The sequence below is a fragment of the Halorubrum rubrum genome, assembly GCF_024494685.1.
Classification (GTDB): Archaea; Halobacteriota; Halobacteria; order Halobacteriales; family Haloferacaceae; genus Halorubrum; species Halorubrum rubrum.
Genome location: NZ_JANHDM010000004.1, coordinates 1 through 12637 on the forward strand (window position 1 = coordinate 1; position 12637 = coordinate 12637).

Here is a 12637-nt window from a genome sequence, read left to right on the forward strand (position 1 = left end):
GGTTGAAAAGGTGTCTGAGCGGGATACCTCGAAGTCGTGCTCGTGCTGTGGTCGAAAGCGTGACGCGAACCGTGTTGAACGCGGACTGTATGTCTGCGATGAGTGCGGTACAGTGGCGAACGCGGACGTAAACGGTGCAGAAAACATTCGGCAGAAAGTATCTCCGAGTTCACCGAATCTCTCGGTGAATAGGAGTAACGGCTGGTTGGCACAGCCATCGGCGTTCCTGTTTGACACGGAAACTGGCGCATTCGCGCCTCAAGAACGGGTCACGTCGTAACCCACAATATCCCAACTCAGCGGCGCAGTGCCGTGGGAATCCTCGCGCTTCAGCGCGGGGAGGATGTCAAGCCACGAGACGGTCGCTAGAGTTCGGTTGCTTGTAGAACGGGTGTTTCGGGGGAGCGTTGGATGGATAGAAGCGGATCGTTGCTGGGGTGGTGACGACCACCAAAGCCCCAGTCGCGAGGACTCGTGCGACTCGCTGTGCGCTTCGGTCGCTCGCGGTGCTCGCTCCCTCAGTGCTTGCTTCGTCGGACTTCGCCCTCGCGACTGCCCCTTTGAGCCCCGCCCGACCGCACCACCGGAAGACGGTCCTGCGCTCACTTCGTTCGCTGCGCGGGCTGCGACTTCCATGCTCCCGCTCGTTCCACTCGCGGGAACGCACCCGCACCTCACGCCTCCCCAGCCTCGCCGCTCGCGGCTCGCGGCATCCCTCGCGGGCGGTTCGCGCCCGTCGGGCGCTCACCGGCGCGCCACCGCACCGCGAATCTCTCGCTTCTTCACCTGTAGTGAGCATCCGCGAGCGGAACGATCGATTCACCGACGCTCACTACGACAGGTGTGCGGTCACGTCGGTCGAGGAGATCATCCCGACGTAGTCGTCGTCGACCACCGGGAGGTGTTTCACGCCGTACATCGTCATCATCGCCGCGACCTCCTCCATCAGCAGGTCCGGGGTGACCGTCTCGACGTCCTCCGTCATCACGTCGCGCACGAGCGTTTCCTCGGTGTCTCTGCCCTCGGCGACCGCGCCGATGATGTCGCTCTGGGTGACGATACAGCCGCTGCCGGCGGTGACGACGAGCGCGCTGATGTCCCGTTCGGTCATGCGGCGGGCGGCCTCGCGGATCGGTTCGTCGCCGCCGATCGTCTCCAGCGGCGTCGACATGACCTCGCTGACTCGGGTGCGATCGTGTAAGTCCATACCACACCTCGACCGTGGGGCGTGTTGGGTCTTCCGGATGGCGCAAGGGGTCGCCGCCCCCGCCGGGGACTACCGGCCGACGAGGTGTTTGGTGAGATCGGTCGTCGACAGCATTCCGACGACGACGCCGTCCTCGTCGGTCACCGGGAGGTGGCTGTACTCGCCGTCGGCGAGGTCGGCGAGCGCCTCGACCGAGTCGCCCTCGGACGCGGTGACGACGTCGGCGGTCATACACTCGCCGACGAGCGTCTCGTCGTGCGGGTCGTTCTCGCGGACGAGCCGCACGAAGTCCCACCCGGTGAGCAGCCCCTCCAGACGGCCGTCCTCGTCGACGACGAGGATCGAGTTCACGCCCGTCTCTAACATTCGTTCTGCCGCCTCCGCCGCGGTGGCGTCGGCGGCGACCGTCACGAGCTCCGTCGACATGAGCCGACCGACGGGTACGTCAGTCATGTTCCGCGTCGACGGGGGCCACCATCATTAATCGTGAGGGTCGTCGCGCGGTTCCGGTTCACTCCTCGGGGGAGATTCACTCCTCGAGGACCGACTCGGGCGCGCCGGCCAGCCCGACGAGCGCCTCCGCCTCGACGTGGTGGAGGTCGCCGGGGACCACGAGCAGGTGGAGCGGCTCGCCGAACTCGCGCCCGGCGAGCGCCGAGAGCCGGTCGGCGGCGACGACCGCGTCCGGGGATCCGGCCCGAGCGACGACGACCGCGAGGGCGTCGCGCCAGCCGTCCGCGAGCAGCCCCGCGGCTCGGTCGGCGGTCATGTACTCCTCGTGGTCCGGGTCGGGTCCGGTCGGGCCGGTTCCCACCTTGATGTCGAGGTAGACGACGGTGTGGAGCCCGCGCTCGCGGTTCGCCTCGATCGTCTCGCGTACGCTGTCCGGCACGCCGTCGCCGCCGTGCGCGTACGGGAACGGGAGCGTCACGGCCTTCCCGAACCGGTAGTTCTGGAGCCCGGTGAGGCTCGATGCGGCCGACTGCGCGGTGACGCCGTGGACCACCCGCGTCTCGATCCCGCGCGCTTCGGCCCGCAGGCGGAGGTCCGTGTGCGTCGTCGAGATCATGGTGTCCCCGGCGGTGAGGAAGGCGGCGTCGCCGGTCTCGGCGGCCGCGAGTATCGGCTCGGGGTCGCGCTCGACGCCCTCGCGGTCGCGGACCTCGACGTCGACGCCGTGGGCGGCCTCAAGGTCCGCGACGTCCGCGCCGACGAGCCTGCTGGTGTAGAACTCCGCGAAGACTCGGTCGGCCGACCGCACCGCCTCGCGCCCCTCGACGGTGATCGAGCGCTCGTCGTAGAGGCCGAGTCCGATGAACGTGAGCATACCGCCGTTCCGCGGAGGACGGTCTAAAAGGGCGCGGACCGCCGCCGGGACGCCGTCGGACGCGATCGTCGTCGACCCGACGTCGACCGCCCCGTGAAACCCGGAACTCCCGTACGCGCCGAGGAGGGGCCCTCGCTCCGAGGATCGTTCATGATCGTTTCATGTGAATCCATAGCAAGCCCTAAGAGGTGACCGACACAAGGTTCAGCTACTGGGCCTTACCGGGCCAAGATCCACAATATGACTGACGAAGAACTCATCTGGCGGATATCGGGAGGATCCGGCGACGGGATCGCTTCCACCAGCCAGAACTTCGCGAAGGCCCTGATGCGGTCGGGGCTGAACGTGTTCACACACCGGCACTACCCGTCCCGGATCCGCGGGGGCCACACGTACACGGAGATCCGCGCGTCGGCGGACCCGGTACGTTCCCGCGGTGACGGCTACAACTTCCTGTTGGCGCTCGGCGACTCCTTCGCCCGCAACCCGCAGGAGGGTGCCGTCTACGGGAACGAAGAGATCAAGCCGCTCTCGGAGAACCTCGACGAGCTCCGCGAGGGCGGCGTCATCGTCTACGACGAGGGGCTCCTCGACCCCTCGGAGATCCCGGACTTCGAGGAGCGCGTCGAGGAGAACGACTGGCACGTCTTCCCGCTCGACCTCCGCGGGCTCGCCCGCGACATGGGTCGGGAAGTGATGCGCAACACCGCCGGCGTCGGCGCGACCTGCGCGCTGATCGGCCTCGACCTCGAGCACGTCGAGGACCTGATGCGCGACGCGATGCCCGAGAAGATCCTCGACCCCAACCTCGAGATCCTCGAGACGGCCTACGACCAGGTCCGCGAGGAGTACGACGTCGGCGACGTCGACGTCTCGGTTCCGACCGGCGAACACGAGGAGACGCAGCTCCTCATGTCCGGCTCGGACGCCATCTCGTACGGCGCGATCGACGAGGGGTGCCGGTTCATCGCCGGCTATCCCATGACGCCGTGGACCGAAGTGTTCACGATCATGACCCAGAACCTCCCGGAGCTGGGCGGGATCTCGGAGCAGGTCGAAGACGAGATCGCGGCGGCGGCGCTGGCCGTGGGGGCCTCCCACGCCGGCGTCAAGGCCATGTCCGGCTCCTCGGGCGGCGGGTTCGCGCTGATGTCCGAGCCGCTCGGGCTCGCGGAGATGACGGAGACGCCCGTCGTCCTCGTCGAGGCCATGCGCGCCGGCCCCTCGACCGGGATGCCGACGAAGCCGGAGCAGTCCGACCTCGAACACGTGCTCTACACCTCCCAGGGCGACTCCCAGCGGGTCGTGCTGGCACCCGGCACCGTCGAGGAGGCGTACGAGCAGTCGCGGCTCGCCTTCCGGCTCGCCTACGAGTACCAGATCCCGACGATCCTCCTGTACGACCAGAAGCTCGGCGGGGAGCTCGTGAGCGTCCCCAAGAGCCACTTCGACCGCGAGCCGAACCCGACGCTCGGCAAGACGCTCACGGAGGAGGAGCTCGCGGAGCAGCCCCACTCGCCCGACGGGAAGTTCCACCGCTTCCAACACGACGCCGAGGACGGCGTCACTCCGCGGTCGATCCCCGGCCAGAAGGGCGGTCGCTTCCTCGCGACGGGCAACGAGCACGACCCGACGGGCCACATCAGCGAGTCGCCCGACAACCGCGTCGCACAGATCGACCGACGCACCCGGAAGCTCGAGGCGATCCGCGCGGATCTGGACACGGAGGACACGAGCTCCTACGCCGGCCCCGCCGACGCCGAGTACGGGATCCTCACGTTCGGGAGCCAGCAGGGGACCGTCGAGGAGGCGGTCGGCCGGCTCAACGACGCCGGCGTCTCGGTGAAGTCGCTCGGGGTCTCCGACATGCTCCCGTTCCCGACCGAGGAGGTCGAGGCGTTCATCGAGAGCGTCGAGGAGGTCCTCGTCGTCGAGATGACCGCCTCCGGACAGTTCCGCGGGCTCGTCCAGAAGAACCTCGGCCGGCACGGGGAGAAGCTGTCGAGCCTCCTGAAGTACAACGGGAACCCGTTCGAGCCCGCCGAGATCGTCGACGGCTTCGAGGCGGCGATCGTCGAGGGCGACGGCGACGCGTCCGGTCATCAGACCACCTTCGTCCCAGCAGCAGGTGATTAACCCATGAGCACGTTTTCAGCCATCGGAGAGGAACGAGAGATCGACCGCGACGAGTACACCCCCGGCGTCGAGCCGCAGCCCACCTGGTGTCCCGGCTGCGGCGACTTCAGCGTCCTGAAGGCGCTGAAACAGGCGCTCCCCGAGGTCGGACGCACGCCCGAGGAGACGCTGCTCTGTACCGGGATCGGCTGTTCGGGCAAGCTGAACAGCTACCTCGACACCTACGGCTTCCACACGATCCACGGCCGCTCGCTGCCCGTGGCCCGCGCCGCGAAGCTCGCGAACCCCGACCTCGAGGTCATCGCCGCCGGTGGCGACGGTGACGGCTACGGGATCGGCGGGAACCACTTCATCCACACGGCTCGGGAGAACCACGACATGACCTACATCGTGTTCAACAACGAGATCTTCGGGCTCACGAAGGGGCAGACCTCGCCGACCAGCCCGAAGGGTCACAAGTCGAAGACCCAGCCACACGGCAGCGCCAAGGAGCCGCTCAAGCCGCTCTCGCTGTCGCTCAACGCCGGGGCGTCCTACGTCGCCCGGACGGCCGCGGTCAACCCGAACCAGGCCAAGGAGATCCTGATCGAGGCGATCGAACACGACGGGTTCGCCCACGTCGACTTCCTGACGCAGTGTCCGACCTGGAACAAGGACGCCCGCCAGTACGTCCCGTACATCGACGTCAACGACTCCGACGACTACGAGTTCGACAAGACCGACCGCGTCGAGGCCGCCGAGATGATGCGGACGACGGAGGAGGCGCTCTACGAGGGCGAGGTCCTCACCGGCCGCTTCTACGTCGACGAGGACCGCCCCTCCTACGGCCAGGAGAAGCGCCAGATCGGCGAGATGCCGGAGGAGCCGCTGGCCGAGCGCTACTGGGACGACGAGTACGAGTGGGAGCGCTCGTACGACCGGTTCGTCGGCAAACACGAGTGAACTGACCGGCCCGGTTCGGCGTCTCGACTCCCGTTTTCGGGTTCGCAAGGTATTTTTTCCGTGGTGACAAAGGAGTTCACATGAGTACCGTATCGACGGAAGAGCGTATCCTCTCGGTGTTGGAGGAGGACGCACAGGCCTCCTGTGGGGAGATCGCCGAGCGGGCGGAGGTCTCGAAGCCAACGGTGCGAAAGTACATCGACAAACTCGAGAAGGAGGGCGTCATCGTCGGCTACTCGGCCGACGTCGACCCGAAGAAGCTCTCGACGCAGTCGATCGCGATGGTGGGAATGGACGTGGACTCGGGCAAGTACGTCTCCGCGACCCGCGAGCTGAAGGCGCTGGAGGAGGTCGAGGCGCTGTACACCTCCTCGGGCGACCACATGCTGATGGCGGAGGTGCGCGCCGCCGACGGCGACGAGCTCGGCGACGTCATCAACGACGAGCTGCTCGCCGTCGACGGCGTCACCGCCGCACACCCCTCGTTTCTCCAGGAACGCCTGAAGTGAGCGCTTCCTAGCGGTACGCGACCGCGACGAGGAGGGCGGAGCCGAGGCCGGCGGCGGTCATCTCGGTGAGACGAATCGATGGCGGAGGGTACCCTCGCGTCGAGTCCGTCGGGGTCACGCGACCGTCTCGATCTCGGCCACCACTATCGCCTCGTCGCCGGCGGGGCCGCGCCGCACCGCGCGCCGGTCGAACCCGTGGGCACGGTAGAACTCGTGGACGCTCGGCCGGTCGTCCGGAACGCTCGCGCGGAGGGTCTCGACGCCGCGTTCGGAGAGCGCCGACGCGACGCGCGAGAGCAGCTCCTCGGTGACGCCCTCCCCGACGTGCTCCGGGTGAACCCACAGCGCGAGGAGTTCGGCCTCGGGCCCCTCGTCGTCGGGATGGGCGATCGCCACCCCGATCGGGTCGTCGTCGTCCTCCATGAGAAAACAGCACTCCGCGCCCACCGCCGCCTCCCTGACCCCCGCCGCCGAGACGTCCAGAAGCGGCGCGCCGATGTCGTCGAACACCGTCGCCTCGCGGGCGCGGGAAACCGTGGTCCGAAGCGTCTCGGCGTCGCCGGGACGCGCCGGTCGAACACGCATACACGGACCGTGGTGAGGGGACTAGGTATACGTTTCGGGGTCGGCGAGAGCCGCCGTCGATCGCCGCGCGGTCGTCGTGGGTCGGGGGCGGGAGACCGGGCGGATCGGGGGCGTCGAAACTACGCGACCGGCTCGATCCCGATCGTCACCGTGACGTCCTCGACGTCCCACTCCTCCACGAGTCCGTCCGGGTCGTCCGCGGCGTCGTCCGGCTTCTCGAGCCACCCGTCGGCGCGCACCTCGCCCGCGATCAGGTCGGCGTGCTCGTCGACGAAGCCGGCGACGCGCTCGGCGTCGACGGCGACGCCGAGTCTGATCCGCGCCTCGACGTCGAGGTCGAGCTCCTTGCGCATCTCCTGGACCCGGCGGATCACGTCGCGGGCGTACCCCTCCGACTCGATCGCGGGAGTGAGCGAGGTGTCGACGTACACCGTCCCGCCGTCGAAGTCGACGCCGGTGACGTTCTCCGGCGGCTCCGCGACGTACTCGACCATCCCCTCGTCGAGGTCGACGGGGTCGCCGCCGACCGTCACCTCGCCGCCCTCTATCTCCGCGCGGGTCGCGCCCTGGACGGCCTCCATCACCTTCTGCGCGTCGCCGCCGAAGGCGGGGCCGATCGCGGCCATCCGCGGCTCCGCGGTCTCGACCAGCTCGTCGAAGGCGTCCGTCACGCGGACCTCGCGAGCGTTGACGCGGTCGGCGATGAGGTCGGCGAGGCGGCCGACCGCGCCGGCGACCGCGTCGTCTTCGGTCTCGACGACGACGCGCGGAACGGGCCAGCGGAGCTTGCGGCCGGCCTGCTGGCGGGCGTTCGCGGCCGCCTCCTCCACGTCGCGGAGGACCGCGACGTCGCGTTCGAGGTCGGGGTCGCGCAGGTCGTCGTCGGGCTCGGGGTAGGCGAGCTGGTGGACCGTGGTCGCCTCGCCGTCGAGCGTCCGGTACATCCGCTCGGTCAGGTACGGCGCGATCGGCGCGAGCAGCCGAACGACCTCGTCGAGGACGGTCGCGAGCGTGGCGTACGCGCCCCGCTTCGAGGCGGAGTCGGCCTCCTCCCACATCCGGTCGCGGACCGCCTTCACGTAGAAGCGCGAGACGTCCCGCGTGACGAACTCGATCGTCGCGTTGACGGCGTCGCTGACGCGGTAGTCGTCCCAGGCCTCGGTCACCTCCGTCTCGACGGACTGGAGCCGCGAGAGCACCCACTCGTCGACGAGCTCGAGCTCGCCGTCGTCGAGGGCGGCGTCGGCCGGGTCGTAGCCGTCGAGCTCCATGTACTCGAGCGGGAAGCGGAACACGTTCCAGAGGATGTTGAGCTTGCCCTGGATCTCGCCGAGCCCGTCCCACTCGAACGCGAGGTCGACGCCCTGCTGGTCGTGGCTGAGCAGGTACGTCCGGAGCGGGTCGCGGCCGGCGCGCTCGATCGCCTCCTCGGGCGTGACGATGTTGCCGACGGACTTGGACATCTTGCGGCCGTCCTCGTCGTTGGCGAACCCGTGCATGATCACCTCCTCGTAGGGGATCTCGCCGACCGCCGCCGTCCCCATTCCGAGCTGGGACCAGAACCAGCCGCGCGTCTGGTCGTGCGCCTCGATGATCAGGTCCGCGGGCCACAGCTCGTCGTGCGCGTCCGTCTCGCTCGGGTAGCCGAGCGTGCCCCACGAGGCGACCGAGGAGTCGAGCCATACGTCGAAGACGTCCTCCACGCGCCGGTAGGCCGTCCCGTCCTCGACGATGGTGAGGTCGTCGACCGCGGGGCGGTGGAGGTCGATCGTCTCGGGGTCGACGTCCTCCTCGACGCGCTCCGCGAGCTCCTCGCGGGAACCGATCACGATCATGTCGTCGTCGAGGCTCCCCTCGTCCGCCCCCTCCGGCACCCAGATCGGGATCGGGATCCCCCAGTAGCGCTGCCGGGAGACGTTCCAGTCGGGGGCGTCCTCGATGAAGTCGCGGAAGCGGTTGTCGCGGGCCCACTCGGGGTGCCACTCCGACTCCTCCATGTTGTCGAGCAGGTCGGCTTTCACGTCCGTGATCGAGATGAACCACTGGTCGGTGACGAGCTGGATGATCCCGGTATCACAGCGCCAGCAGTGGCCGTAGCTGTGATCGACGGTGCCGTGCGCGAGCATGTGGCCGTCGTCGACGAGGTCGTCGACGATGTCCTCGTTGGCGTCGCGGACGAACCGCCCGGCGTACTCGCCCGCCTGATCGGTGAACTCGCCGTTCGGCTCGACGGGACAGAAGATCTCGAGGCCCAGCTCGGTGCCGCGCTCGAAGTCCTCCTCCCCGTGGCCCGGCGCGGAGTGGACGAGCCCGGTGCGGTCGGCCTCCACGTAGTCGGCGGCGTACACCTCGCCCGCGCCCTCGAAGTCGGGGTACTCGGCGAGCCGGTCGGCGAGCGGGTGGTCGTACGCCCAGCCGAGCATGTCCGCGCCCGAGAGCTCTGATTCGACCTCGTAGTCGTCGTATCGACCCTCCCGGAGCACGTCCCCGACGCACTCGGCCGCGACGTAGAGCAGCTCCTCCTCGCCGTCCTTCTCGGCGCGGACCGCGTTGTACGTGAGCTCCTCGTCGACGGCGACGAAGGTGTTCGCCGGGATGGTCCACGGCGTCGTCGTCCAGATCACGAGGCTCCCCTCCCGGTCGGACAGGGGGAACTTCACGTAGATCGAGGGGTCCTCGACGTCCTCGTACTCCACCTCGTTGTTCGCGAGCCCGGTCTCACACCGCGGGCACTGCGATATCGAGCGTTTCCCCTGCTCGACGAGGCCGTTCTCGGCGACGTTCGAGAACGCCCACCACGCGGCCTCCATGTACTCCGGCGAGACGGTCTCGTAGGGGTCCTCCCAGTCCATCCAGACGCCGATCGACTCGAAGTCCTCGTCCATCGCCGCCCGGTTCTCGAGGGCGAACTCCTTACACCGCTCGATGAACGGCTCCATCCCGTACTCCTCGATGTCCCCCTTGTTCTCGAAGCCGAGCTCCTCCTCGACTTTCACCTCGATCGGGAGCCCGTGCATGTCGTAGCCCGGCCGGTCCGTGACCCGGTGACCGGTCATCCGCTTGTGGCGGATGACGGCGTCCTTCAGCGTCTTGTTCCAGGCGGTCCCGAGGTGCATCTGTCCGGAGGTGTACGGCGGCCCGTCGACGAAGAAGAAGGGCGGGTCGTCGGCGTGCGCCTCCTTCGCCGCCTCGTAGGCGTCGGCGTCGGCCCAGTACTCCGCGACCGCCGACTCGACGTCGGCGGGCGCGTACTGGTCGTCGATCTGCTCCATACGGATACGTTCCGGTCCGCGTATTTGAATACGGCGAACTCGGGGCCGGTATCGGGGGAGAACCGGAGAGTGGAGTCGCGAGGAACGCGGCGTCGACGTCGCGACAGGGCCGGGTAACGAGCCCATACCAATACCGTCGGAACCCCTGGGTCCCGTGTATGAACGTCCCGCGTTCGGCTCTCGTCGGAGCGACAGTACTGTTCATCGCGGTCGTCGCGAGCGGCGGCGCGGCCGGCGCCGACCCGGTCACGCTCACCGTCTCGGTCGCCGACGAGGACGGCGACGCCGTCGGCGGCGTGACCGTCGAGTCGACGTGGGAGACCGACGACGGCGAGACGGGGACCGCGGCGGGAACGACGGCGAGCAACGGGAACGTGCTCCTCGACGTCCCCGAGGGAGCGAGCGTCGAGCTGGACGTCGACGACGGCACCTACGTCCGGAACCGGCCCCTCCGGATCGCCAACGCGAGCGCGACGAACGTCGAACTCGGCGTCTCCCGGAGCGGAACCGCGACGGTGACCGTCGTCGACGATCGGAACCGGTCGCAGGCCGACGCGAGGGTGACCGTCCGCGAGGACGGGCGAGCGATCGATCGCGGCGAGACCGACGCGGACGGCGTCTACGAGACGGCCCGCCTCGAGCGTGGCACGTACGACGTCAGCGTCGTGAAACCGGGATACCTCGAGACGGAGCGGTCGGTGACGGTGTCGCGGAACGCGGAGACGACGGTCGCCCTCGAGCGAGACACCGTGAGGCTCGACGTGCGTACCTTCGACGATCACTTCGACCCGCCCGCGCCGATCGAGACGGGAGCGATCCGGGTGTCCTCGTCGGTGTACGACGGCGAGGTGAGCGTGACCGAGGGAACGGCCTCGCTCACCGTTCCCGTGAACGCCGCGTACACGATCGCGGTCGTGAAGGACGGATACGACGCCACGCCCAAGCGGATCAGGGTTCGGGAGTCCCCGGCGAGCACGAACGTCACGGCACGGCGGACCCCCACGCTGTCCGTCACGCCGGCGAACGAGCGCGTCCTCGTCGGCGAGACGACCCGCGTGACGGTGCGGAACGCGTACGACGAGCCGGCCGCCGACGCGACGGTCGAGGTCGACGGCGACGCGGTCGGAGAGACCGACGACCGCGGGGAGGTCGACGTGCCGATATCGTCCGCCGGGAACCGAACGATCGTCGCGCGAAACGAGGACGTCGCGTCCGATCCGGTCGCGGTCGAGGGCGTCGAGGTCGCGGACGGGACCGATCCGGACGGGAACGGCTCGGGCGACGCCGACGGCGCCGGAAACGACTCCGACGACGGCGACGACCCGGACGGAACCGCGAACGGCTCGGATGACGCCGACGACGGCGTTCCCGGCTTCGGCGTCGTCGCCGCGGTCCTCGCCCTCCTCGCGGCCGGCGCGGCGGGCCGGCTTCGGGATCGGTGAAGGGCCGGGCCGCGCCGGAGCCGTTCCGCTATCGCTCGATTCCCGCCTCCGCGAACGTCGCCATCCGGTCGTGGCTCCGGCAGGCGGCGCGGTAGGTCGAAAGCGCCAGCGCCGCGCCGGAGCCCTCGCCGAGCCGGAGGTCGTGATCGAACAGCGGCTCGAGGTCGAGGGCGTCGAGTTGGACCGCGTGACCGGGTTCCGCGCCCGAGTGGGAGGGGAGGAGGTACGGCCGCACGTCGCCCGCGACCGCGTCGGCGACGAGCGCCGCCGCGCCCGAGACGGCGCCGTCGACGACGACGGGCGTCCGGTCGGCCGCACAGCCGAGCGCGACGCCGGCGAGGAGGCCGACCTCGTAGCCGCCGACGCGGCGGAGCACCTCGACTGCGTCGGCGGCCTCGTCGCCGTCGGAACCGGAGCCGCCGTCGAGCCCGTTCGCCGCGAGCGCCCGCTCTACGACCGCGACCTTGTGCGCGCGGGTCTCCTCGTCGACGCCGGTTCCGGGCCCCGTGACCCGGTCCGGATCCGCCCCGGTCAGCGCCGCCGTGAGCGCGGCGGCGATCGTTGTGTTGCCGATCCCCATCTCGCCGAGCGCGACGATCCCGGCGTCGGCGAGCCGCGTTCGGGCGGTTCGAACCCCGGCCGACAGCGCCGCGACCGCCTCCGATCGAGACATCGCCGGTCCCGTCGCGATGTCGTCGGTGCCGGAGCCGATCCGCTCGTCGACGACCTCGATCGCACCCACGCCGGCCGTCCCGTCGGTCGCCTCGTCGGCCGTCCCGTCTCCCGCCCCGTCGATCTCGACCGGCGGCCCTGCGACCCCCGCGTCGACGACGAGCGTGTCCGCGCCGACGACCTCGGCGATCGCGGAGACGGCGGCCCCGCCGGTCGCGAAGTTTCGGAGCATGGCGCGGGTCACGCGCTGCGGGTACGCCGAGACGCCCCGGTCGACCACGCCGTGGTCGGCGGCGGCGACGACGACTGCCGGGTCCGCGAGCGTCGGCCGAGGGTCGCCGGTCAGTCCGGCGAGCGCGACCGCGAGGTCCTCTAGGCGACCGAGGCTTCCGGGCGGCTTCGTCAGCTCGGCCTGCCGATCGCGGGCCGCGTCGGCCGCGTCGGCGTCGAAGTCCGGGATCGGCGGCGGCGAGACGTCGGGCGCCGGCGAGGGGTCGGGCGGCGGCGAGACGTCGGGCGACGCCACGGGATCGTCGTCCGACACG

General features: G+C 69.6%; 11 protein-coding genes. 5 read left to right on the forward strand and 6 right to left on the reverse strand.

The genetic code is table 11. The annotated features are described in order from the left end of the window. Window positions 1–280, forward strand: a 280-nt coding sequence (locus tag NO889_RS05690; protein ID WP_256411310.1) for a transposase, incomplete at its 5' end; no start/stop codon positions are given. 552 nt (window positions 281–832) lie between these two features. Here NO889_RS05690 and NO889_RS05695 read toward each other — a convergent pair. The 3 genes from NO889_RS05695 to dph5 all read right to left on the reverse strand — a co-directional run bounded on the left by NO889_RS05695 (window position 833) and on the right by dph5 (window position 2534). After that, window positions 833–1207, reverse strand: coding sequence for a CBS domain-containing protein (locus NO889_RS05695; protein WP_256411311.1), 375 nt, complete (start codon window positions 1205–1207; stop codon window positions 833–835). Between the two features lie 69 nt (window positions 1208–1276). Further along, window positions 1277–1660 carry a CBS domain-containing protein gene (locus NO889_RS05700; RefSeq protein WP_256411313.1) on the reverse strand — a complete coding sequence of 128 codons (384 nt, stop codon included), beginning with the start codon at window positions 1658–1660 and terminating at the stop codon, window positions 1277–1279. A gap of 76 nt (window positions 1661–1736) precedes the next feature. Then, window positions 1737–2534, reverse strand: a complete 798-nt coding sequence (gene dph5 / locus NO889_RS05705) for a diphthine synthase (protein WP_256411316.1) — start codon at window positions 2532–2534, stop codon at window positions 1737–1739. A 240-nt stretch (window positions 2535–2774) separates the two neighbouring features. Between dph5 and NO889_RS05710 the strand changes: the two genes are divergently transcribed. From NO889_RS05710 to lrpA1, 3 genes are all read left to right on the forward strand, one after another. Then, complete coding sequence (locus NO889_RS05710) at window positions 2775–4670, forward strand: 2-oxoacid:acceptor oxidoreductase subunit alpha (RefSeq protein WP_256411319.1); 1896 nt, start codon at window positions 2775–2777, stop codon at window positions 4668–4670. A gap of 3 nt (window positions 4671–4673) precedes the next feature. Beyond that, window positions 4674–5612: a thiamine pyrophosphate-dependent enzyme gene (locus NO889_RS05715; RefSeq protein ID WP_256411320.1), complete on the forward strand. Its 939-nt coding sequence runs from the start codon at window positions 4674–4676 to the stop codon at window positions 5610–5612. Between the two features lie 80 nt (window positions 5613–5692). Then, a complete protein-coding gene (lrpA1, locus tag NO889_RS05720) occupies window positions 5693–6121 on the forward strand; it encodes an HTH-type transcriptional regulator LrpA1 (protein WP_256411322.1) in 429 nt (142 codons plus the stop codon). A 114-nt stretch (window positions 6122–6235) separates the two neighbouring features. On the opposite strand, the gene NO889_RS05725 is transcribed toward lrpA1, so the two are convergent. After that, complete coding sequence (locus tag NO889_RS05725) at window positions 6236–6706, reverse strand: GNAT family N-acetyltransferase (protein WP_256411323.1); 471 nt, start codon at window positions 6704–6706, stop codon at window positions 6236–6238. Window positions 6707–6825: 119 nt separating this feature from the next. Further along, a complete protein-coding gene (gene ileS / locus NO889_RS05730; protein ID WP_256411324.1) occupies window positions 6826–9978 on the reverse strand; it encodes an isoleucine--tRNA ligase in 3153 nt (1050 codons plus the stop codon). A gap of 158 nt (window positions 9979–10136) precedes the next feature. Between ileS and NO889_RS05735 the strand changes: the two genes are divergently transcribed. After that, on the forward strand, window positions 10137–11420 hold the full coding sequence (locus NO889_RS05735) for a carboxypeptidase regulatory-like domain-containing protein (protein ID WP_256411325.1): 1284 nt from the start codon (window positions 10137–10139) through the stop codon (window positions 11418–11420). Window positions 11421–11448: 28 nt separating this feature from the next. Here the strand turns inward: NO889_RS05735 and cobT are convergent, their stop codons facing one another. Continuing rightward, complete coding sequence (cobT, locus tag NO889_RS05740) at window positions 11449–12636, reverse strand: nicotinate-nucleotide--dimethylbenzimidazole phosphoribosyltransferase (RefSeq protein ID WP_256411326.1); 1188 nt, start codon at window positions 12634–12636, stop codon at window positions 11449–11451. Between the last annotated feature and the right edge of the window lies 1 nt (window position 12637).